This is a genomic window from Flavobacterium sp. 2, assembly GCF_049949195.1.
Lineage (GTDB): Bacteria > Bacteroidota > Bacteroidia > Flavobacteriales > Flavobacteriaceae > Flavobacterium.
In genome coordinates this window covers 1,825,668-1,850,381 of record NZ_CP188206.1, presented here as the reverse complement: position 1 = coordinate 1,850,381, position 24,714 = coordinate 1,825,668, and the positions used below count along the sequence as shown (strand labels likewise).

The following is a 24,714-nucleotide window of genomic DNA, read 5'->3' as shown; positions in this document are numbered from 1 at the left end:
AAGTATAAACTACGCAGTGTGTTTTTACACAAAAAAATTACTTTTTTTTAATCAAAATTTTGTCCATTGATGATAACAAATCAGACTGAAAGATTGAATTTTGCCTCTACTAAAAACATTCCTGATTATCCGGATTTCTTGGATGTTCAGGTTAAATCTTTTAAAGATTTCTTCCAATTAGAAACGAAATCTGACGAAAGAGGCAACGAAGGGTTATACAATACCTTCATGGAAAACTTCCCAATTACAGATACAAGAAACAACTTTGTATTGGAATTCCTAGATTATTTTGTTGATCCGCCACGTTATACAATTCAAGAATGTATAGAGAGAGGTCTTACTTATAGTGTGCCTTTAAAAGCCAGGTTAAAACTATACTGTACAGATCCAGAACACGAAGATTTTGAAACAATTGTACAAGATGTTTATCTTGGAACAATACCTTACATGACTCCAAGTGGTACTTTTGTTATTAATGGTGCCGAGCGTGTTGTAGTATCACAATTACACCGTTCTCCTGGGGTTTTCTTTGGACAGTCATTCCACGCAAATGGAACTAAACTTTATTCTGCGAGAGTAATTCCTTTTAAAGGATCTTGGATAGAATTCTCTACTGATATTAACAGCGTAATGTACGCGTATATCGATAGAAAGAAAAAATTACCTGTAACAACTTTATTCCGTGCTATCGGTTTCGAAAGAGATAAGGATATCCTTGAAATTTTCGACTTAGCAGAAGAAATTAAAGTTTCTAAAACGGGTATTAAGAAATATATTGGAAGAAGACTTGCTGCGCGTGTTTTGAACACTTGGCATGAGGATTTCGTAGATGAAGATACTGGAGAAGTAGTTTCTATCGAACGTAACGAAATCATCCTTGATCGTGATACAATTATCGACAAAGATAATGTTGAAGAGATCATCGATTCTAACGTAAAATCTATTTTGTTACACAAAGAGGATAACAACCAAGCAGATTATGCGATTATCCACAACACGTTACAAAAAGATCCAACAAACTCTGAAAAAGAAGCTGTAGAGCACATTTACCGTCAGTTGCGTAACGCTGAACCGCCTGATGAGGAAACTGCTCGTGGTATTATAGATAAATTGTTCTTCTCTGATCAACGTTATAACTTAGGTGAAGTTGGTCGTTACAGAATGAACAAAAAATTAGATTTAGATATCCCTATGGATAAGCAAGTGCTTACTAAAGAGGATATCATTACAATCGTTAAATATTTGATCGAATTGATCAACTCTAAAGCAGAGATTGATGATATTGATCACTTATCAAACCGTCGTGTTAGAACAGTTGGTGAACAATTGTCTCAACAATTCGGTGTTGGTTTAGCACGTATGGCTAGAACTATTCGTGAGAGAATGAACGTTAGAGATAACGAGGTGTTTACACCAATTGATTTGATCAATGCTAAAACATTATCATCAGTTATCAACTCTTTCTTTGGTACTAACCAGTTATCTCAATTTATGGACCAAACGAATCCATTAGCTGAGATTACACACAAAAGAAGACTTTCTGCACTTGGACCAGGTGGACTTTCAAGAGAGAGAGCTGGTTTCGAGGTTCGTGACGTTCACTATACTCACTATGGTCGTTTATGTCCGATTGAAACTCCTGAGGGACCAAACATTGGTTTGATTTCATCTCTTGGTGTTTATGCAAAAGTTAACGGAATGGGATTCATCGAAACTCCATACCGTAAAGTAACAAATGGTGTAGTTGATTTAGAAAGTACTCCAGTTTACTTAAGTGCTGAAGAAGAAGAAGGTAAAATGATTGCTCAGGCAAACATTGAAATGGATGCTACAGGTAAAATTACAGCAAGCAATGTTATTGCTCGTGAGGAAGGTGACTTCCCGGTTGTTGAGCCATCAGTTGTTCATTATACAGACGTTGCTCCTAACCAGATCGCTTCGATTTCTGCATCTTTGATTCCTTTCTTGGAGCATGATGATGCGAACCGTGCGTTGATGGGATCAAACATGATGCGTCAGGCAGTTCCTTTGATCCGTCCTGAAGCTCCAATTGTAGGTACAGGTTTAGAGCGTCAGGTAGCTTCAGATTCAAGAGTATTAATCAATGCTGAAGGGCATGGTACTGTTGAATATGTTGATGCTAATATCATTACTATTAAATACGATCGTACAGAAGACGAAAGAATGGTTAGTTTTGATGCAGATGAGAAAACATACAACCTAATTAAATTTAGAAAAACCAATCAAGGTACAAGTATTAACTTGAAACCAATCGTAAGAAAAGGTGACAGAGTTATTCCTGGACAAGTATTATCAGAAGGATATGCTACTCAAAATGGAGAATTAGCTTTAGGTAGAAACTTAAAAGTTGCGTTCATGCCATGGAAAGGGTACAACTTCGAGGATGCGATTGTAATTTCTGAGAAAGTAGTTCGTGATGATATTTTTACTTCTATCCACGTTGATGATTATTCATTAGAGGTTAGAGATACTAAGTTAGGAAACGAAGAGTTAACAAACGATATTCCTAACGTTTCTGAAGAGGCTACTAAAGATTTAGATGAAAACGGTATGATCAGAATTGGAGCAGAGGTTAAACCTGGCGACATTTTGATCGGAAAAATTACACCAAAAGGAGAATCTGATCCTACTCCAGAGGAGAAATTGCTTCGTGCAATCTTCGGAGATAAAGCAGGTGATGTAAAAGATGCTTCATTAAAAGCTTCTCCATCTTTACATGGTGTAGTTCTTGACAAAAAATTATTTGCAAGAGCCGTAAAAGATAAACGTAAACGTACTCAGGATAAAGATGCTTTAGGCGCTTTAGAAATGGAATTCGAAACTAAATTTGTTGAATTAAAAGACAGATTAGTTGAGAAATTATTCTTGATCGTTAACGGAAAAACATCTCAAGGTGTAATGAATGATTTGGGTGAAGAAGTTTTACCAAAAGGTAAAAAATATACTCAAAAAATGCTTTACGCAGTAGAAGATTTCGCTCACTTAAGCAAAGGTCAATGGGTTGCTGATGATGCTACAAATAAAATGGTTAATGATTTAATTCATAACTATAAAATTAAGCTGAACGACTTGCAAGGAGCTTTAAGAAGAGAGAAATTCACTATTACAGTTGGAGATGAATTACCATCTGGAATCTTGAAATTGGCTAAAATCTATATCGCTAAAAAACGTAAGTTAAAAGTTGGTGATAAAATGGCAGGACGTCACGGTAACAAAGGTATTGTTGCTAGAATCGTTCGTCATGAAGATATGCCTTTCTTAGAAGATGGAACACCGGTAGATATCGTATTGAATCCACTTGGGGTACCTTCACGTATGAACATTGGTCAGATTTATGAGACCGTTCTTGGATGGGCTGGTATGAACTTGGGTAGAAAATTTGCTACTCCAATTTTCGACGGTGCTTCTCTAGACGAAATCAATGCTTTGACTGATGAGGCTAACGTACCACGTTTTGGACATACATATCTTTATGATGGTGGAACTGGAGAGCGTTTTGCACAAAAAGCGACTGTGGGTGTAATTTACATGCTTAAATTAGGACACATGGTTGATGATAAGATGCACGCACGTTCTATCGGACCATACTCATTGATTACGCAACAACCACTTGGAGGTAAGGCTCAATTTGGAGGTCAGCGTTTTGGAGAGATGGAGGTTTGGGCACTTGAGGCTTATGGAGCTTCTAGTACTTTACGTGAAATCTTAACTGTTAAGTCTGATGACGTTATTGGTAGAGCTAAAACTTACGAAGCTATCGTTAAGGGTGAAACTATGCCAGAACCAGGTTTACCTGAATCATTCAATGTATTAATGCACGAATTGAAAGGTCTAGGTTTAGATCTTCGTTTGGAAGAATAATAAAAGTTTTGTAATCAGTCTCATTTTTTAATGGGACTGATTACTCATTTATAATAAGTTTTTAAAGATTTATACCCGTAACCCGTTCCGATTTTTTATAACAATGCAAGGCATTTTATAACTAGCGCTTCAAATAAGAATTTGAGGTTTAGAGAAGTAACCCGAGGTAGTAGCTGAATGATTAACTCTTATTTTTTTAAGAGTAGATTATAAATCTAAATTCAATTTTTTAATTGCAAATAAATCAATAGTAAAAACTATGATGAATAACAGAAACAATAAAGATAAGAATCCAGTAAAAAGATTTAACAAAATTTCTATTGGATTGGCTTCACCAGAATCTATCTTGAAAGAATCAAGAGGAGAGGTTTTAAAGCCAGAAACAATTAACTATAGAACTCACAAGCCGGAGCGTGATGGACTTTTCTGCGAAAGAATCTTCGGACCAGTAAAAGATTTCGAATGTGCTTGTGGTAAGTATAAAAGAATTCGTTACAAAGGTATCATCTGTGACCGTTGTGGTGTTGAAGTTACTGAGAAAAAAGTACGTCGTGATAGAGTAGGACACATCAACCTTGTTGTGCCAATTGCTCATATCTGGTACTTCCGTTCTCTTCCAAACAAAATTGGTTATATCCTTGGTCTTCCATCTAAGAAATTAGATATGATCATTTACTACGAAAGATACGTAGTAATCCAAGCTGGTATTGCTAAAAATGCTGATGGAGAATCATTACAAAGATTAGATTTCTTAACTGAAGAAGAATACTTAAATATTTTAGATACTCTTCCGCAGGAAAACCAATATTTAGATGATTTAGATCCAAATAAATTTGTTGCCAAAATGGGAGCAGAGTGTATTATGGATTTATTGGCTCGTATTGACTTAGATGCTTTATCTTATGAATTAAGACACAGCGCTAACAACGAAACATCTAAACAACGTAAAACTGAAGCTTTAAAAAGATTACAAGTTGTTGAGTCTTTCCGTGAGTCTAACGAAAACCGCGAAAACCGTCCAGAATGGATGATTATGAAAGTGGTTCCAGTTATCCCACCAGAATTACGTCCGCTTGTACCACTTGATGGAGGTCGTTTTGCAACTTCAGATTTGAACGACTTATACCGTCGTGTAATCATCCGTAACAACCGTTTGAAAAGATTAATGGAGATTAAAGCTCCAGAAGTTATCTTAAGAAACGAAAAACGTATGTTACAAGAATCTGTGGATTCATTATTTGATAACACTCGTAAAGCTTCTGCTGTTAAAACAGAATCTAACAGACCATTAAAATCATTATCTGATTCCTTAAAAGGTAAGCAAGGACGTTTCCGTCAAAACTTACTTGGAAAACGTGTGGATTATTCTGCTCGTTCGGTAATTGTTGTTGGTCCTGAGTTAAAATTATTCGAATGCGGATTGCCAAAAGATATGGCATCTGAGTTATACAAACCTTTCGTAATCCGTAAATTGATTGAAAGAGGTATTGTAAAAACAGTAAAATCTGCTAAGAAAATCATTGACAAAAAAGAGCCGGTAGTTTGGGATATTTTAGAAAACGTAATTAAAGGACACCCAGTATTACTGAACCGTGCTCCTACTTTGCACAGACTTGGTATTCAGGCTTTCCAGCCAAAATTAATTGAAGGAAAAGCGATCCAGTTACACCCATTAGTATGTACGGCTTTCAACGCCGATTTCGATGGTGACCAGATGGCGGTTCACTTACCATTAGGGCCAGAGGCTATTTTAGAGGCACAATTATTAATGTTGGCTTCTCACAATATCTTGAACCCTGCAAATGGTGCTCCAATTACTGTACCTTCTCAAGACATGGTCTTGGGTCTATATTATATGACCAAAGAGCGTATTTCTACAGAAGATCACATTATTTTAGGTCAGGATTTGACTTTCTATTCTGCTGAAGAAGTAAACATTGCATTAAACGAAGGAAGATTAGAATTGAATGCTCGCGTGAAAATTAGAGCAAAAGATTTTAATGATGCTGGAGAATTAGTGTACAAAATTATTCAAACAACTGCAGGACGTGTATTATTTAACGAAGTAGTACCTGAAGCAGCTGGATATATCAATGACGTATTGACTAAGAAAAACCTTAGAGATATTATCGGACACATTTTAAGTGTGACTGATGTACCTACAACGGCAGCTTTCTTGGATAATATGAAAGATATGGGTTATAAATTCGCATTTAGAGGAGGTTTATCATTCTCTTTAGGTGATATTAGAATTCCAGAACAAAAAACTAAGTTAATTGCAGATGCTAGAGAGCAAGTTGAAGGTATCTCAACTAACTATAACATGGGTCTTATCACAAATAACGAGCGTTACAACCAAGTTATTGACGTATGGACTTCAGCAAATGCTCAGTTAACAGAATTAGCAATGAAAAATATTAGAGAAGACCAGCAAGGTTTCAACTCTGTATATATGATGCTTGACTCTGGGGCGAGGGGTTCTAAGGAACAGATTCGTCAGTTAACTGGTATGCGTGGTTTGATGGCTAAGCCTAAAAAATCTACTGCTGGTGGTGGTGAGATTATTGAAAACCCGATTCTTTCTAACTTTAAGGAAGGTCTTTCGATCCTTGAGTACTTTATTTCTACTCACGGTGCTCGTAAAGGTCTTGCGGATACGGCTCTTAAAACGGCCGATGCTGGTTACTTAACAAGAAGGCTTCATGACGTTTCTCAAGATGTTATTGTTAACATCGAAGATTGTGGAACTTTAAGAGGTGTTGAAGTTGCTGCATTGAAGAAAAATGAGGAAATCGTTGAGTCATTAGGAGAAAGAATTTTAGGACGTGTTGCATTGCAAGATGTTATAAATCCACTTACTAATGAAGTAATGGTTCAATCTGGTCAACAAATTACTGAAGCAATTATGAGAACTATCGAAGCTTCTCCAATTGAAAAAGTAGAGGTTAGATCTCCATTAACTTGTGAAGCTTTAAAAGGTATTTGTGCTAAATGTTACGGTAGAAACTTAGCTACTGGTAAGATGACACAAAGAGGTGAAGCTGTCGGAGTTATTGCAGCTCAGTCTATTGGAGAGCCAGGTACACAGTTGACACTTCGTACGTTCCACGTTGGAGGGGTTGCTGGAGGTATCTCTGAAGAGTCTAGTATTGTTACAAGATTTGCAGGTAGACTTGAAATTGAAGATTTAAAAACAGTTAAAGGAGAAGATGGAGAAGGAAACTCTGTTGATATCGTAGTTTCACGTTCAACTGAGTTGAAATTAGTTGACGAGAAAACTGGAATTGTTTTAAATACACATAACATTCCTTACGGATCTAGTATTTTTGTTAATGATGGAGATACTGTTGCTAAAGGAACTGTAATCTGTAAATGGGATCCATATAACGGTGTAATTGTTTCTGAATTTACTGGTAAGATTGCTTACGAGGATTTAGAGCAAGGACAATCGTTCATGGTTGAGATCGATGAGCAGACTGGTTTCCAGGAAAAAGTAATTTCTGAGGCTAGAAACAAAAAATTAATCCCAACTTTATTAGTTTATGGTAAAGAAGGTGAATTGATTCGTTCTTACAACTTACCAGTAGGTGCACACTTAATGGTTGAAAATGGTGAGAAAATTAAAGCAGGTAAAGTATTAGTGAAAATCCCACGTCGTTCTTCTAAAGCAGGCGATATCACGGGAGGTTTACCAAGAATTACTGAGTTGCTTGAGGCTCGTAACCCTTCAAACCCAGCAGTTGTATCTGAAATTGATGGTGTTGTATCTTTCGGAAAAATTAAAAGAGGTAACCGTGAGATCGTTATCGAATCTAAATTTGGTGAGATTAAAAAGTATTTAGTTAAACTTTCTAGCCAAATCTTAGTACAAGAAAATGACTTCGTAAGAGCGGGAGTTCCATTGTCTGACGGTGCAATTACACCAGATGATATCTTAAGAATTCAAGGTCCAGCTGCTGTTCAACAGTACTTGGTAAATGAAATTCAAGAGGTTTACCGTTTACAAGGGGTAAAAATCAATGACAAGCACTTTGAGGTAGTTATTCGTCAAATGATGCGTAAAGTAAGAGTTCAGGATCCAGGTGATACTTTATTCTTAGAGGATCAATTAATTCACACTAAAGATTTCATCGTTCAAAACGATAAATTATATGGTATGAAAGTAGTTGAAGATGCTGGAGATTCTTCAGTATTGAAACCAGGTCAGATTATTACACCTCGTGAATTACGTGACGAAAATTCATTATTGAAACGTACAGATAAAAATCTTGTTGTAGCAAGAGACGTAATTACTGCAACTGCAACGCCAGTTTTACAAGGTATTACAAGAGCTTCGTTACAAACTAAATCATTCATTTCTGCGGCTTCATTCCAGGAGACAACGAAAGTACTTAACGAAGCTGCAGTAGCTGGTAAAGTAGATGATCTAGAAGGATTAAAAGAAAATGTAATTGTTGGACACAGAATTCCTGCGGGAACTGGTATGAGAGAATACGATAACACTATCGTAGGATCTAAAGACGATTACAATGAAATGATGGCTAATAAAGAAGAATACATTTATTAATTAGGAAACTATGAGTAATCCGAAACAACAACAAGAGCAAATTAATATTGAGTTAGACGAAACTGTCGCAGAAGGAATTTATTCTAATCTTGCGATTATTAATCACTCATCATCAGAGTTTGTTTTAGATTTTGTGAGCATTATGCCAGGTATTCCTAAAGCCAAGGTAAAGTCAAGAATTGTTTTGACACCACAACATGCTAAAAGATTATTACGAGCAATTGGTGAAAATATCCACAGATTTGAAGCAGCCCATGGCGAAATCAAAGAAACGGAACAAGCGCCAATACCACTTAATTTCGGTCCTGCGGGACAAGCATAAATTTTAAAGCCCCAGTAATGGGGCTTTTTTTTTTAGCATCAATTTTCTATTTTGCAGTTTATCCGATTTAATCGTTATTTCATCGACTAAATTTCTGCCTTACTTAAGTTTGCAGTATTTTAGCAATTCCGAATTAGAAAAAATTTATATTAGAATAATAACTCATTAAGGTTGTCATTAATTCAAATAAAAAAAGCGCTATAATGTATATAGCGCTTTTTTTATAGTTTATTTTTAAATGTAAATTAATCAAACTCAGATGTAAAGTATAATTTCACACTTGGATATTTACTTTGTGTCATTTGAATTGTAAAATCAGAATCGGCTAAAAATACAAGTTGTCCGTATTTATCGTGTGCCAAGAATTTTTGTTTGATTCGTTTAAATTCTTTGAATTCTTCATTTTTAGCATCATCTGGTTTTACCCAGCAAGCTTTGTGAACAGGGAAGTTTTCGTAAGTACATTTTGCACCATATTCGTGTTCCAAACGATATTGAATAACTTCATATTGAAGTGCTCCAACTGTTCCGATAACTTTACGGTTGTTCATTTCTAAAGTAAATAACTGTGCAACACCTTCATCCATTAACTGATCTACACCCTTTTCTAATTGCTTAGCTTTCATAGGGTCAGCATTGTTGATGTATCTAAAATGTTCCGGAGAGAAACTTGGAATTCCTTTGAAACTCATAATTTCTCCTTCTGTCAAAGTATCTCCAATTTTAAAGTTTCCGGTATCATGTAAACCAACAATATCTCCAGGATATGAAATATCTACAATTTCTTTTTTCTCAGCGAAAAAGGCATTTGGACTAGAGAATTTTAAATTTTTCTTCTGGCGAACGTGGTAATAAGGTTTGTTTCTTTCGAAAGTTCCCGAAACAATTTTGATAAATGCTAAACGGTCACGGTGTTTTGGATCCATATTAGCGTGAATCTTAAATACAAAACCAGACATTTTTTCTTCAGCTGGATCAACTAAACGAGTTTCAGAATCTTTTGGTCTTGGAGAAGGAGCGATTGTAACGAAACAATCTAATAATTCACGCACTCCAAAATTATTTAAAGCAGATCCAAAAAACACAGGTTGAATTTTTCCATCTAAATAATCCTGACGCTCAAACTTAGGATAAACTTCATCAATTAATTCTAATTCTTCACGAAGTTTTTCAGCTGCTTTTTGACCCACAATTTTATCTAATTCCGGATTGTTTTGAACATCAGAAAAAGCAATAGTTTCTTCGATATTTTTACGGCTGTCTCCGCTGAAAAGATTGATATTTTCTTCCCAAAGATTATAAATTCCTTGGAAATCATAACCCATTCCGATTGGAAAACTTAAAGGAGTTACTTTCAATCCTAATTTTTGTTCCACTTCATCCATCAAATCAAAAGCATCTTTACCTTCACGATCTAATTTATTGATGAAAACAATCATCGGAATATTACGCATTCTACAAACTGCAACTAATTTTTCAGTTTGTTCCTCAACCCCTTTTGCAACGTCAATAACAACAATTACACTATCAACGGCAGTTAAAGTTCTGAATGTGTCTTCGGCAAAATCCTTGTGTCCAGGTGTATCAAGGATGTTGATTTTTTTATCTTTATAATTAAAAGCAAGCACAGAAGTTGAAACCGAGATACCTCTCTGGCGTTCGATTTCCATAAAGTCACTCGTTGCTCCTTTTTTAATTTTGTTATTTTTTACCGCTCCAGCTTCCTGAATAGCACCTCCAAATAACAGTAATTTCTCTGTTAATGTAGTTTTACCGGCATCGGGATGCGATATAATTCCGAATGTTCTTCTGCGTTGTATTTCTTTTAAAAAGCTCATATTTCGTATAAATAGGTTGCAAAAGTACTATTAAATACGGCTTTATAAAAATATTCACTTCATAATTTGGTTTTCTTCTTTTCAAATTGCTTTTTAGAGAAAAAAATAAGGCTGTTTTTAGAAACAGCCTTAAATTAATTATTTGAAAATATGTTATTGATTAATTGACCAAATTGAATATCCTTTTGGTGGACATTGTATTTTTACCCATTTATCTGCCTGAGTTGTTGGGTACCAAGTCGAATTTCCTGTAAAATCTTTAATTTGAGTATTTGCCCAATTCGTCTGAATCCATCTTTCCTGCCAAACATCAGAATTGTTGATGTAAACTACTAATCCAGGATTTCCATTATATCCATTTCTTCTTGCCACATATTCATCATTATCAGAATATAAAATAGAAGTTGTACCTGTTGCTTTATTGTTGTGGATCCAGATTAGATTGTTTAATTTATTTTTATCCAGCCATTCTTCATAATCTCTATAGAAAATTGTTGGATAACCTTCGTGAGTTAATATATAGGAGTACGCAAGCATTTTGCTCCAAATTTCATCAGTATCGTGATTAGTAACAAATGTTACTGCTTTGTACGGATTTCGTTTCCACATCATATCATCATTCAAAAGAGCAAGATTATTTCCGTCGAAGGCGTCATTCATTTTGTAATAACAAGCAAAGTCAAAAACAGAACTATTAGCATTGTTTGCCCAGTCATTTAATACGTTTACATTCGAATCCCATAATTCACCAACTGAAAATCCGCCAACATTAGCATTCCAAGCATTTACAACCCATGCTCCAAAGCCTTTTACGTAGTCGAATCTCCAACCATCAAATTTCATGGTGTTTTTATAATATTTACCAACTCCGTCGGAACGGATCCAAAGCCAGTCTTTTACATAAGGATCTGCATGACATAAATCCGGAAATCCTCCAAACGAACCTTCATCATTATTACCAAAACTGTTTTTATAAAAATTAGCATAAGTACGCTTAAATTTTCCCGAAGAAATCCCATTAAAATTAGTCCACGTATTTGTTCCAGTGAAAGGATTTGCTTCAGATTGCCCGCCACTGTTATGATTGATTACAATATCAGCATACACTTTTATATTCTCAGCATGAGCAGCTGTAATTAAATTTACCAATTCGGTTTTTGATCCAAATCGAGTTTCGGTACTTCCATTTTGATTATAATCTCCAAAATCAAAATAATCAGTTGGATCATAACCCATTGAAAATGCTCCATTTTGCGCTTTAGAAGCAGGAGGAAGCCATATTGAGCCAATTCCCGCATTGCCCCATGCAGTAACTTTACTGCTAACGGTATTCCACCAGGTTCCGCCGGAAGGAACGTCCCAATAAAAAGCTTGCATCATAACGCCTCCGCCAGGATTATCAACATATTTTCCTGTAAGTGATGATTTTGTACCCGTACTAAAAGGTTTTCCATCGTGATGTGTAACATTGATGATTTCAAATTGTTGACTTTCAGCTTTTGAATCAGCTTCAGGAGTGTCATTTTGTGAGCACGAGCATAATAATGCTACAAACATGCTCACAAACAAAAATTTTGCTTGTGGTTTTTTCATAATAGATTTGGTTAAAATGGTTAATAAAGTTAGTAATTGCGCAATTTTTAGGTTTTAAAAAGAGTTTATTCTTAATTTTTAACTGGTTAAATTGTCAATTACGCACGAATGTAGGTTTTTTTTGATTCGGTCTACATTTGCAAGAAATTAGTTATACAACGAAAACGTTGTAGTGTTAAAAACTTTTTTTATACCATTATAAATTAAGATGTTGGATTTTTTAAAAGGAAGTTTTTAAAATAATAATAGTTTTGAAAGTGATATTAAGATAATGAGCAAAAAGTACTTTTGAATTTTATATTTAAAACGCAATCTGTATAATTTTTTGTTAATAGTATAAGCGATAGTTGTATTATGTAATTGAATTGTTATTTTTGTTCGTTATAAGTAAAAGAATTAGAGTTTAATTGTTTACTGCTTTTGAAGTTCAGCTTCTAAAATAGAGCAATTCAGAGTTTAGTTTTTAAAACAAGGATAATTCTAAAAACAAGATCTTTACATTTAAATTAAATCTAAAATAATGTTATTAAAAAAATTACAGCTAAAAACAATTGATTACAAGCTTGTATTGACAATGTGTTTTTTACTTTTTTTCAGCTCAATGGTTTCAGCTCAGGAAATTATTCCAAATGTTGTCGCTCAAAAACCAGCTGAAGTTCCTGTTGGAAGACAAAAAATTGACGGTATTATTGCTACCGTTGGAGATTATATTGTTTTAGACTCAGATATTGATAAAGGATTTTTAGAGATTACAGCTCAAGGTGGTTCTGTAAAAGATATTACAAGATGCCAAATGTTGGGTAAACTTCTTGAAGATAAATTATACGCGCACCAAGCGATTCAGGATAGTATTATTGTTAGTGATGCTGAGATCAGAGGTATGATGGAAGACCGTTTGAACTATATGGTTAAACAGGTTGGAGATATCAATAAAGTGGTAGAATATTATCATAAGAGTTCTGTAGAAGAATTCAAAACCTATTTTGCTGATATCTTAAAAGAGCAAAAATTAGCTTCTGAAATGAGAGATAAAATCATTAAAGAAGTTGAAATTACGCCGGAAGAAGTTCGTAATTTCTTTAAAAAAATACCAAAAGACGAATTGCCGACTTTTGGGGCTGAAATGGAAGTAGCACAGATTGTGGTAGAACCAAAAGTTTCAAAAGAAGACAAACAGAAAGTAATCGACAGATTGAATGCAATCAGACAAGATGTTATAGCAGGTTCGAGCTTTGCAACAAAAGCCGTTTTATATTCTATGGATCCAGGATCATCTTCTAACGGTGGATATTATAAAATGACTCGAAAAACTCCTTTTGTAAAAGAGTTTAAAGATGTTGCTTTTAGTTTGCAAGAAGGTGAAATTTCACAGCCTTTTGAAACAAGTTTTGGATTCCATATTATTATGGTGGATAAAATTAAAGGGCAGGAAGTTGAATTACGTCATATTTTGATTTCGCCAACTGTTTCTGAAAATGCTTTAAAAGAGGCTAAAGACAGAATCACAAATATTCGAAACAAAATCGTAAACAAAGAGGTTACTTTTGCAGATGCAGCTAGAACAGAATCTGATGAAAAAGAAACAAGAGCAAATGGAGGAATTTTAATAAATCCTAATACACAGGATACACGTTTTGAATTAACTAAAATGGATCCTCAATTATATAGCCAGGTTTCAAATTTGAAAGATACTGAGGTTTCTCAGCCACTTTTAAATGTAGATGAAAAAAGCGGTAAAAAGACCTATAAAATAATTACTGTAACAAACAGAATTAACGAGCATACCGCAGATTATGCGCTGGATTATACAAAAATTAAAGATTTAGCATTGAAAGAAAAACAAATTGATGCAATCGCTAAATGGTTTGATAAAAAGATAAAAGATACATACATTAAAATTATTGGAGAATACAGACAATGTAATTTTGCTAATAATTGGCTGAAAAAATAATTTTTATTAAATAAATAAAAGAGTTAGTTTTATGAATCCATAGAGCTGACTCTTTTTTAATTTAAAAACATACTTAAATGTCTGACGTAACAGCAATTCATAATTTAGTTCAAAAACGAAACGAGTTAAAATCAGAAATAGCAAAAATAATTGTAGGCCAAGACGCAGTAGTTGATGAAATCTTATTGTGTATATTTTCAGGTGGACATGCCTTGTTGATTGGAGTTCCTGGTTTGGCAAAAACATTAATGATAAATACTTTATCTCAAGCTTTAGGTTTAGATTTTAAAAGAATTCAGTTTACGCCAGATTTAATGCCTTCGGATATTTTAGGAAGTGAAATTTTAGATGAAAATCGACAATTTAAATTCATAAAAGGGCCAATTTTTTCTAATATAATTCTTGCTGACGAGATCAACAGAACTCCACCAAAAACGCAGGCAGCTTTACTTGAAGCGATGCAGGAACGTTCTGTAACCATTGCAGGACAGAATTATAAATTAGATTTGCCATATTTTGTATTGGCAACGCAAAATCCAATTGAGCAAGAAGGAACGTATCCGTTACCGGAAGCACAATTAGATCGTTTTATGTTTGCAATCAAATTAGAATATCCAACTTTTGAGGAAGAAGTACAGGTTGTAAAACGAACAACTTCGGATGTCAAAACAACAATTAATGCTCTGTTTACAGCACAAGAAATTATTGATTTTCAACACTTGATTCGCAGAATTCCGGTTGCTGATAATGTTATTGAATACGCAGTAACGTTAGTAAGTAAAACTCGTCCTGACAATAGCTTGTCAAATGATTTTGTAAAGAACTATTTAGATTGGGGAGCAGGGCCAAGGGCTTCTCAGAATTTAATTTTAGCAGCAAAAGCTCACGCAGCATTTAATGGTAAATTTTCTCCAGATATTGAAGATGTAAAAGCAGTTGCAGTTGGAATTTTAAGACACAGAATTATTAAAAATTACAAAGCTGATGCTGAGGGAATAACAGAAGAAGTTATTATTCAGAAATTGTTGTAATTGTTATATCTTATAGATAAGCCTGACAAATTTGATTTTGTCAGGCTTTTTTCATTATTAGATTTTAGTTGTTTCATTAATCAGGCGCATAGATTTATTGGTGAAGAGTTTGATTAAAAGAACTTCAGGAAGAGAAGTGTATTTTTTTCTATCGCATTCGTACCACCAATAGGAGTAGTACTGAATGTTGTTTTTCTCCATTTTTACCTGCCATATTTTTTGATTTCCTCTGGCAGTTTCTTTTTTCTCTATAATTTTATAGCCATTTCCTGTCCAACAAACTAACGGATTATGAGCGAAAGTTTTAATATAAATAAGTTTGTTTGGAGTTGAAATTTTAAAAACTTCATTGTTCACCCAAGTTCCATTTTGAATGGAATACTCTGGACTTAAATTTTCAAGTAAATTGTTTGGCTGTATTTTCTTTATTTCAAAACTGGTTGCAAACAGGATTGCAGTTGCTACAACTATAATGGCGAATTTATGTTGTTGTTTTTCTGTCTGAGTTTCTTCCGTTTTCGGTTTAAAAAAACGAATCAGAAAAAGCATTGGAACAATTTGATAAAATACAAAACACAAGATTCCAATAGTATGATGAAGTACATTTTCCTGAGTGCATTGGAACAAAATAAGCGTAATGATTCTGAAATAATTCGAAATGATGTTGAGAATTATTATAACAACACAAAAAAGAAAAATCTGAAGGATATTGAAATATTTCGACTGTTTCTTTTCTTCTAAAGTTAATATAAAAGCACCTGAAAGTAATCCGGTTTTAAACATTGACAAACCCATACAAGCTGTGTCGACTGTGATTTTAGCATTATTAATGTAGAAATTTACACCTTCTATTTTGTCAATTGCAATGAAATTCTTTAAAACAATATAAACATTATAACATAGAATTTGTTTTATTTCGGTTGTCATGTAATCGAAGAAAGTACTAAAAACCGAAGAGAAAAGCAAAATACAAATGAAAGCAATAAATGAAAATTTTTGCGTAAAACTGTAATATAAAAGACATACAAATAATGCTAAAGCTAAAAGATGCAATGATTTAGTATGCAAGCGAAAGCTTATAAATTCTAATATAAAAATCATTGCAAAAAGCGGATAGCTTATGTTGAAAGTCGTTTTTCGGCTCCCAATAAAAAACAACCCGATTGAAGCTAAAATTCCAAGCAAATTATTGTTCAGTCCTGCTGAAATTATGCTGTAATTTAAAAGTAAAAGACAGCCGAAAATCAGCAGGACAGTTTTTTTGTATTGCAGAAATAAATTCATTTATACTGTTTGTTTTTTTGTTTTTCGGTAATAGAAATAAAGTGTTGCTGTTCCAATAATAATCAACAGCCATTCGTGAGGCTCAGGAACCGCGCCGTCATTGTTTATTGAAGCATTTCCTAAAGTATTTACGTTTTTCTCGATTCCGTTGTTTTTGTAATCTTCATCGGTTTCAAGAACAATTAATGACGAAATTGGCGTTACAATATTGGCATCTTTAGCTAATTCAACATATTGATTATTGGCTAAAGTGTCGTTTTGAATTTTAACCTGTTCTTCGAGAACTTTCCCAAAAGCGTACATTCTGTAAATATGATTTGGCCCATTGCTTTTTGAATTGTTGTCTTGTGTATTTTCACGAATAGAAACTTGTGACGGTTCAATATTGACACTGTTTTGATCTGTTTTGTAAACTGGAAATTGATGTTTGTTGATCATCTTTAAACAAGTAGCTAAACTGCTTTGAAAATAGTCAACGTATTTTTGTTCTTTAGCAGTCTGCCAAAACGGATTAATATCCCCGCTGATATTGATGACTTTTATATTCTTTTGTTTAGTTCCAGATTTAATTTTCTTCAGATAATCTGATTCTTCAAGTTCTTCAAAATTAGCAGAGAAAGTCCCCAATTTTGTTATGACTAAACTGTTTTTTGCCAATTTATAAAGAGGCAATAATGTATACTGAGAATCTTCAAAGTCAAGCTGAATGGCTTTAAAATTCTCTTTGTTTATTTGCTTTTTTTGCCCATTTTCAAAAACATAAATATTTTGTTGGTCAAGATTGACAAATGATTCTATTTGTTTGGTTGTCCAATTGCTGTTTAAATCCAAAATAATTTCAGAAGGAGTAAAGGGAATTACTGTTTTTGGAATCTCATTAACTGTATAAATTTTTCCTTTCCAGACAAATGAATTATGATTGATTTTGTTTAATGGCATTGTTGCTTCCCAATCGTCAAGTCCTTTAGACTGGTTCATGTAAAAACCTTTTTCAAACTCGAAATTTTTGCTGGTTTCTACAGCCGAATTTCCAGTTATTTGTATTCTCGAAATTGTTTCGGCATTCGAAATGTTCGGCCCTTTTATAGAAAGACTTTGATATTTCATTTGGCTGTCTTCAACTTTTAATGGAGTTGTAAAACCGCATTTAAATTTTCTTGGAGTTCGTTTGTTAACTGGAAAAACTCTAACAACAACTTTATTCCCTTCTTTCCATTGCATTAATGACGGGTCACGGTATTCTACGCCAACAATTTGATTGTACGCTTTTTTTGCTTTTTCTTTAGTAGTCAAAACACCTTTGCGCTCCATTCCATTAACCCATAAAGAAAGTGAAGTTGCGACAGAGCCTTCGGGTAATTGAAAAGAATAAATAGCTTCTTCATCTCCCCGTGCATCTTCGGTACATGCAATATCCATTGTGATTTCAGTGTATGCTAAACGTGCTTCTGGATATACTTTTACGTCTTCTTTAATTTTTTTGGTAAATAAATCATCTCCATTCCAAAGCTGTTCTTCTGTTTCTAACCTTTTATCAAAATTTGATTTCAGAATATTGATTTTGTCATCATTGTCCAATCCAAGATCATCACAAACTAAATAGGCAATACTGATAAAAGGATTATGGATTTTAGTTCCGTTGAATTGCTGTTTGCTGAAGGAATTAAAACGGTCGAACGAAAAGAAGTTGTCAATATTGATATACACAAGACCTTTCTTGAGCAGAATTTCATTAAAAAAATTAGGTTTTATATTCTGAGAAACTGAAATGTATGCAGGTAAATCGGTATTACTATTGAAAGAATTGATTTTTGCAATTTGAGCAATTTTTTTGCTTTCAATAACTAAACCGGCAGTAAAAATTAGAAAACCAACAAGCACAATTGAAAACCCGGCACTAAAGGAAAGATAATAAGGTCTGTTTTTAGGTAAATGAAAAATAACGGTTAGCAAATGAATGACTAAGATTATTGCTGGAACCATTCCGTAGAAACCTATTCCCAAAGCCAATATTCCGATAAATGAATAGGGTAGAACGGGAATGAGAAATAAAGCAAAGTAAAATATAATCCAAAATGTAGCACCATTAACAAAATAAAATAGATATGCACGTGGGCTTTTTATGTCATTTTGATAAAGAAAAAAATTAGTGATGCAAAACACAAAAGTTGTCACATAAACCCAAACAGGTAAATGTTGAAAAACGGGAATAAAAACATTTAAGCTAAAACAGCCAATAAGCCAATTGAGCATTAAAAAAGGAGTAAGATGAAGGTAGTCTTCTCTGTTTTTAAGAATAAGAAATGATACCACCGTTCCGTAAATAAATTCAATAATCAAACTTATCGATCCAATAGATTCGAATTCGTGGAATGAGAATTCTTTAGAAGTAAGCGCACAAATCATAAATATTGTACTAAATAATGTCACTAAGAGGCTAGTTTGTGTGCCTGATTTTTGAGAATAATAATCTAAAATTTCCATTTTGTATTTCATAGTTGTATTTTTTAAAAAGTACTTTGAAACACAAAGTTAATAGAATATTTGAGATAGCAGATTTTTTTCATTTTATTTTTTGAAGAAAATTAGGGATGAATATTTTAATTCTGAAAACTCCTTTTAAAGACGAAAAAAAGTTAACTATAACGTTATAATTTCTTATTTAGAACTATTCTTTGCGAAAATAGAGGTAAAATCTCACTTACTTTATAACATCAAATTCCGACTTTGTTAAAGAAAAGATTTTAAAATATTAAAAATTCATTTTTTTAATACAAAATTGATATTTTGGCAAAAACAAGCAGTCAAAATCGTTTTTTAGCAATAATAATTTTTGAAAAGGCGACTTTCATTATATTCTTTTTAATTCTCACCTTTAATCTCTAAATTTGCGTACAAAAAAAAATACTTCTAATATATTATGAATACTTACAAAGATTACATTAACGAAATCGAAGAAAGAAAAGGCCAGGGACTTCACCCAAAGCCAATTGATGGTGCAGAATTATTAAGCGAAATTATTTCGCAAATTAAAGATGTTGATAATGAATATAGAGAAGATTCTCTTAAATTTTTTATCTACAATACTTTGCCAGGAACTACAAGTGCTGCTGGCGAAAAAGCTAAGTTTTTAAAAGAGATTATTCTAGGTGAATCTGTAGTAAACGAAATTACGCCAGCCTTTGCTTTTGAATTATTATCACACATGAAAGGTGGACCTTCTATCAAAGTTCTGCTTGATTTAGCTTTAGGTAATGATGTTGCTATTGCAAAAGAAGCAGCAAAAGTTTTAAAAACACAAGTTTTCCTTTACGAAGCAGATACAGATCGTTTAGTAGAGGCATTCAAAAATGATAACCCAATTGCAAAAGAAATCCTTGAGAGTTACGCTCAAGCTGAGTTTTTTACAAAACTTCCAGAAGTAGCAGATACAATTAAAGTGGTTACTTTTATTGCTGGTGAAGGTGATATTTCAACAGATTTACTTTCTCCAGGAAACCAGGCGCACTCGCGTTCAGATCGTGAACTTCACGGTCAATGTATGATTACTCCTCAAGCGCAGCAAGAAATTAAAGCTTTACAAGCACAGCATCCAGATGCAAGCGTAATGTTGATCGCTGAAAAAGGAACTATGGGTGTGGGTTCTTCAAGAATGTCAGGTGTAAATAACGTGGCACTTTGGACAGGAAAACAAGCAAGTCCATATATTCCATTCGTTAACATCGCTCCAATTGTTGGTGGAACAAACGGAATTTCTCCAATTTTCCTAACAACTGTTGATGTTACTGGTGGTATTGGTTTAGATCTTAAAAACTGGGTAAAAAAGGTTGATGCAGAAGGAAATGTTATTCGTAACGAAAACGACGAGCCAATTTTAGAGCAAACTTATTCTGTTGAAACTGGTACAGTTTTGACTATTAATATTAAAGAGAAAAAACTTTATAACGGCGATAAAGAATTAATCGATATTTCTAAGGCATTTACGCCTCAGAAAATGGAATTTATTAAAGCTGGTGGTTCATACGCTATTGTTTTTGGTAAAAAACTACAGACATTAGCAGCAAAAGTTTTAAATATTGAAGCACCTCTTGTATATGCTCCATCAAAAGAAATTTCTCATGAAGGACAAGGTCTTACTGCAGTTGAAAAAATCTTCAATAAAAATGCTGTAGGTATTGCTCCAGGAAAAGTATTACACGCTGGTTCTGACGTTCGTGTAGAAGTTAACATTGTAGGTTCTCAAGATACTACAGGTTTAATGACTGCTCAGGAATTAGAGTCTATGGCTGCAACAGTAATTTCACCAATCGTTGACGGTGCTTATCAATCTGGTTGTCACACTGCTTCAGTTTGGGATAAAAAAGCGCAGGCTAATATTCCTAAATTGATGAAATTCATGAACGATTTTGGTTTGATCACAGCTCGTGACCCAAAAGGTGTTTATCATTCAATGACAGACGTTATCCACAAAGTACTTAACGATATTACAATTGATGAGTGGGCTATCATTATTGGTGGTGACTCTCACACAAGAATGTCAAAAGGTGTTGCTTTTGGTGCTGACTCAGGAACTGTTGCTCTTGCATTGGCTACTGGAGAAGCTTCTATGCCAATTCCAGAATCTGTAAAAGTGACTTTCAAAGGAGATATGAAAGGATACATGGACTTCCGTGATGTGGTTCATGCTACTCAAGCGCAAATGCTTCACCAATTTGGAGGAGAAAATGTTTTCCAAGGAAGAATTATTGAGGTTCATATTGGAACATTAACTGCTGACCAAGCCTTTACATTTACAGACTGGACTGCAGAGATGAAAGCAAAAGCTTCTATCTGTATTTCTGAAGATGATACTTTAATCGAATCATTGGAAATTGCTAAAGGCAGAATCCAAATCATGATCGACAAAGGAATGGATAACGATAAACACGTTCTTCAAGGGTTAATCAACAAAGCAGATAAGAGAATTACTGAAATTAAATCGGCTGAAAAACCAGCTTTAACTCCAGATGCAAATGCTAAATATTATGCTGAAGTTGTAGTTGATTTGGATCAAATTGCTGAGCCAATGATTGCTGATCCAGACGTAAATAATGCTGACGTTTCTAAACGTTATACTCACGATACTATCAGACCTTTATCTTTCTACGGTGGAGTGAAAAAAGTAGACCTTGGATTTATTGGATCTTGTATGGTTCACAAAGGAGATATGAAAATCCTTGCTCAAATGTTGAAAAACGTAGAAGCACAAACAGGAAAAGTGGAATTCAATGCGCCTCTTGTTGTTGCTCCTCCAACTTACAACATTGTAGATGAATTGAAAGCAGAAGGTGACTGGGAAGTTTTACAAAGATACTCTGGTTTCGAATTCGACGATAATGCTCCAAAAGGTGCTGCGCGTACAGAATACGAAAACATGTTGTACTTAGAGCGTCCAGGTTGTAACCTTTGTATGGGTAACCAGGAAAAAGCGGCAAAAGGAGATACAGTAATGGCAACTTCAACTCGTTTATTCCAAGGAAGAGTTGTTGAAGATAAAGAAGGTAAAAAAGGAGAATCTTTACTTTCATCTACGCCAGTTGTGGTTCTTTCTACAATTTTAGGTAGAACTCCAACTATTGAAGAATATACTGCTGCAGTAGATGGTATTAACTTAACAAAGTTTGCACCTTCAAACAAATCATTAGTAATGTAATCAAAAGATTATTTAATTATAATTCAAAAGCCCGAGTCATAAAACTCGGGCTTTTTTTGTAATAATTGTTCTATTTTTTGTAACTTGTCATGTTCAAAAAACAATAATAAAAACAAGTAAATCTTATGGCTTTTGATATTGAAATGATTAAAAAAGTGTATGAAAACATGCCAGGTCGTGTTGATAAAGCACGTGAAATTGTTGGTCGTCCACTTACTTTGACGGAGAAAATTTTATACAATCACCTTTGGGATGGAAATCCAACGAAGGCATTTGGAAGAGGAATTGACTATGTTGACTTTGCACCGGATCGTGTAGCATGTCAAGATGCAACTGCGCAAATGGCATTATTGCAGTTTATGCATGCCGGTAAATCTAAAGTAGCAGTTCCTACTACGGTACACTGTGATCACTTGATTCAGGCAAAAATAGACGCTGCAACCGATTTGGCCAGAGCAAAAACACAAAGTAATGAAGTCTTTGATTTCTTGTCTTCTGTTTCTAATAAATACGGAATCGGTTTTTGGAAACCAGGAGCCGGAATTATTCACCAAGTTGTACTCGAAAATTATGCTTTCCCAGGTGGAATGATGATTGGTACCGATTCTCACACTGTAAATGCAGGCGGTTTAGGGATGGTAGCAATTGGTGTTGGTGGAGCAGATGCTGTAGATGTTATGTCAGGAATGGCATGGGAGCTTAAATTCCCGAAACTAATTGGAGTTAAATTGACTGGTAAATTATCAGGATGGACGGCTCCAAAAGATGTTATTCTTAAAGTAGCAGGAATTCTTACTGTAAAAGGAGGAACTGGTGCTATCGTTGAATATTTTGGAGAAGGTGCAACCGCGATGTCTTGTACAGGTAAAGGAACGATTTGTAATATGGGTGCCGAAATTGGAGCAACAACTTCAACTTTTGGTTATGATGATTCTATGAGCCGTTACTTACGTTCTACAAACAGAGCCGATGTTGCCGATGCTGCAGATAAAGTAGCTTCTTACTTAACTGGAGATCCAGAAGTATATGCAAATCCAGAACAATATTTTGATCAGGTTATCGAAATTAACTTATCTACATTAGAACCACACTTAAACGGACCTTTTACTCCAGATTTAGCTACTCCGATTTCTAAAATGAAAGAGGAAGCAATCAAAAATAACTGGCCATTACAAATTCAGGTTGGTTTAATTGGTTCTTGTACAAATTCTTCTTACGAAGATATTTCTCGTGCAGCTTCTTTGGCAAGACAAGTTGCGGATAAAAACTTAAAAACAAAATCACAATTTACAATTACTCCAGGTTCTGAAGTTGTTCGTTCAACAATTGAAAGAGACGGTTTTATTGATACTTTCCATAAAATTGGAGCAACTGTTTTCGCTAACGCTTGCGGACCATGTATTGGTATGTGGGATAGAGAAGGAGCTGAAAAAGAAGAAAGAAATACTATCGTTCACTCTTTCAACCGTAACTTCTCAAAACGTGCAGATGGTAATCCAAACACATTAGCTTTCGTAGGTTCTCCAGAATTGGTAACAGCTTTGGCGATTGCGGGTGATTTAAGTTTTAATCCTTTAACAGATACATTAATCAATGAAGATGGAGAAGAAGTAAAATTAGATGCACCAACCGGAGACGAGCTTCCTTCTAAAGGTTTCTATGCTGAAGATCCAGGTTTTCAAGCTCCGGCCGCAGATGGTTCAGGAGTTGAGGTCGTTGTAAATCCAACTTCAGAGCGTTTGCAATTATTAGCTCCGTTTGTGGCTTGGGATGGTAAAAACATTACTGGTGCTAAATTATTAATTAAAGCATTTGGAAAATGTACTACTGACCATATTTCGATGGCTGGGCCTTGGTTGCGTTTCCGTGGACATTTAGATAATATTTCTAACAACATGTTGATTGGTGCTGTAAATGCATACAACCAAAAAACAAATTCAGTTAAAAATCAATTAACTGGCGAATACGATGCTGTGCCGGCTGTTGCCCGTGCATATAAAGCAGCAGGTGTTCCATCTATTGTAGTAGGAGATCACAATTATGGTGAAGGTTCTTCTCGTGAACATGCGGCAATGGAACCACGTTTCTTGGGTGTGAAAGCGGTTTTAGTGAAATCTTTCGCTCGTATCCACGAAACAAATCTTAAAAAACAAGGTCTTTTAGGATTGACTTTTGCAAACGAAGCAGATTACGATAAAATTCAGGAAGATGATACAATCAACTTCTTAGACTTGACAGAATTTGCTCCAGCAAAACCATTAACTTTAGAGTTTGTTCATGCAGATGGAACAAAAGATATTATTTTGGCAAATCATACTTATAATGAAGGTCAGATTGGTTGGTTTGTTGCAGGTTCTGCTCTGAATTTAATAGCGGCTGGAAAAGCATAATTTTTAAGATTCAATTATATAAAAAATGCTCTGTGAAAACAGGGCATTTTTTATTAGAAGCTGTTCCGGCTGTCCGCTGTATCTTTTCCTTGCTAAAGAAGCAAGAAAAAGGATGCCGCTCCCATCCGGGTTAGGGCACTCGTTTTCATAAGATTTCCGGAATA

Annotated in this window: 11 protein-coding genes; 7 read left to right on the top strand and 4 right to left on the bottom strand. The window is 34.4% G+C overall.

Going from position 1 to position 24,714, the window contains the following annotated elements; translation table 11 throughout:
* The first annotated feature begins 69 nt into the window (after positions 1–69).
* The 3 genes from rpoB (at position 70) to ACNFIH_RS07830 (ending at position 8,771) form a co-directional block, all read left to right on the top strand.
* The gene (rpoB, locus tag ACNFIH_RS07840) at positions 70–3,882 is read left to right on the top strand and encodes a DNA-directed RNA polymerase subunit beta (protein ID WP_142450671.1); all 3,813 of its coding nucleotides are present in this window, start codon (positions 70–72) and stop codon (positions 3,880–3,882) included.
* Between the two features lie 259 nt (positions 3,883–4,141).
* A complete protein-coding gene (gene rpoC / locus ACNFIH_RS07835; RefSeq protein WP_426486191.1) occupies positions 4,142–8,449 on the top strand; it encodes a DNA-directed RNA polymerase subunit beta' in 4,308 nt (1,435 codons plus the stop codon).
* A 10-nt stretch (positions 8,450–8,459) separates the two neighbouring features.
* Entirely contained in the window at positions 8,460–8,771 is a 312-nt protein-coding gene (locus tag ACNFIH_RS07830) for a DUF3467 domain-containing protein (protein WP_008466913.1), read from the top strand.
* A 245-nt stretch (positions 8,772–9,016) separates the two neighbouring features.
* Here ACNFIH_RS07830 and ACNFIH_RS07825 read toward each other — a convergent pair whose 3' ends face one another.
* Positions 9,017–10,609, bottom strand: coding sequence for a peptide chain release factor 3 (locus ACNFIH_RS07825; RefSeq protein WP_035651996.1), 1,593 nt, complete (start codon positions 10,607–10,609; stop codon positions 9,017–9,019).
* 153 nt (positions 10,610–10,762) lie between these two features.
* Positions 10,763–12,202 carry an alpha-amylase gene (locus ACNFIH_RS07820; protein ID WP_426486190.1) on the bottom strand — a complete coding sequence of 480 codons (1,440 nt, stop codon included), beginning with the start codon at positions 12,200–12,202 and terminating at the stop codon, positions 10,763–10,765.
* A 520-nt stretch (positions 12,203–12,722) separates the two neighbouring features.
* On the opposite strand from ACNFIH_RS07820, the gene ACNFIH_RS07815 reads away from it, so the two are divergent.
* Together ACNFIH_RS07815 and ACNFIH_RS07810 are read left to right on the top strand one after the other, a co-directional pair.
* Positions 12,723–14,153: a peptidylprolyl isomerase gene (locus ACNFIH_RS07815; protein ID WP_035651999.1), complete on the top strand. Its 1,431-nt coding sequence runs from the start codon at positions 12,723–12,725 to the stop codon at positions 14,151–14,153.
* Positions 14,154–14,230: 77 nt separating this feature from the next.
* On the top strand, positions 14,231–15,184 hold the full coding sequence (locus tag ACNFIH_RS07810) for an AAA family ATPase (RefSeq protein ID WP_426486189.1): 954 nt from the start codon (positions 14,231–14,233) through the stop codon (positions 15,182–15,184).
* Between the two features lie 57 nt (positions 15,185–15,241).
* Here ACNFIH_RS07810 and xrtN read toward each other — a convergent pair whose 3' ends face one another.
* Both xrtN and ACNFIH_RS07800 read right to left on the bottom strand, forming a co-directional pair.
* Positions 15,242–16,468: an exosortase N gene (gene xrtN / locus ACNFIH_RS07805; RefSeq protein ID WP_426486188.1), complete on the bottom strand. Its 1,227-nt coding sequence runs from the start codon at positions 16,466–16,468 to the stop codon at positions 15,242–15,244.
* Positions 16,469–18,964, bottom strand: a complete 2,496-nt coding sequence (locus ACNFIH_RS07800; protein ID WP_426486187.1) for an XrtN system VIT domain-containing protein — start codon at positions 18,962–18,964, stop codon at positions 16,469–16,471.
* A 424-nt stretch (positions 18,965–19,388) separates the two neighbouring features.
* Between ACNFIH_RS07800 and ACNFIH_RS07795 the strand changes: the two genes are divergently transcribed.
* Positions 19,389–22,160, top strand: coding sequence for a bifunctional aconitate hydratase 2/2-methylisocitrate dehydratase (locus ACNFIH_RS07795; RefSeq protein WP_426486186.1), 2,772 nt, complete (start codon positions 19,389–19,391; stop codon positions 22,158–22,160).
* A gap of 125 nt (positions 22,161–22,285) precedes the next feature.
* Positions 22,286–24,550 carry an aconitate hydratase gene (locus tag ACNFIH_RS07790; protein WP_035652006.1) on the top strand — a complete coding sequence of 755 codons (2,265 nt, stop codon included), beginning with the start codon at positions 22,286–22,288 and terminating at the stop codon, positions 24,548–24,550.
* Positions 24,551–24,714: the final 164 nt, after the last annotated feature.

What these genes read in the sequence shown, in the direction of transcription:
- ACNFIH_RS07810 (WP_426486189.1), top strand. Translation starts at nt 14,231, where the DNA reads ATGTCTGACGTAACAGCAATTCATAATTTAGTTCAAAAACGAAACGAG.
- ACNFIH_RS07790 (WP_035652006.1), top strand. Translation starts at nt 22,286, where the DNA reads ATGGCTTTTGATATTGAAATGATTAAAAAAGTGTATGAAAACATGCCA.
- rpoC (WP_426486191.1), top strand. Translation starts at nt 4,142, where the DNA reads ATGATGAATAACAGAAACAATAAAGATAAGAATCCAGTAAAAAGATTT.
- ACNFIH_RS07795 (WP_426486186.1), top strand. Translation starts at nt 19,389, where the DNA reads ATGAATACTTACAAAGATTACATTAACGAAATCGAAGAAAGAAAAGGC.
- ACNFIH_RS07825 (WP_035651996.1), bottom strand. Translation starts at nt 10,609, where the DNA reads ATGAGCTTTTTAAAAGAAATACAACGCAGAAGAACATTCGGAATTATA.
- ACNFIH_RS07815 (WP_035651999.1), top strand. Translation starts at nt 12,723, where the DNA reads ATGTTATTAAAAAAATTACAGCTAAAAACAATTGATTACAAGCTTGTA.
- xrtN (WP_426486188.1), bottom strand. Translation starts at nt 16,468, where the DNA reads ATGAATTTATTTCTGCAATACAAAAAAACTGTCCTGCTGATTTTCGGC.
- rpoB (WP_142450671.1), top strand. Translation starts at nt 70, where the DNA reads ATGATAACAAATCAGACTGAAAGATTGAATTTTGCCTCTACTAAAAAC.
- ACNFIH_RS07830 (WP_008466913.1), top strand. Translation starts at nt 8,460, where the DNA reads ATGAGTAATCCGAAACAACAACAAGAGCAAATTAATATTGAGTTAGAC.
- ACNFIH_RS07820 (WP_426486190.1), bottom strand. Translation starts at nt 12,202, where the DNA reads ATGAAAAAACCACAAGCAAAATTTTTGTTTGTGAGCATGTTTGTAGCA.
- ACNFIH_RS07800 (WP_426486187.1), bottom strand. Translation starts at nt 18,964, where the DNA reads ATGAAATACAAAATGGAAATTTTAGATTATTATTCTCAAAAATCAGGC.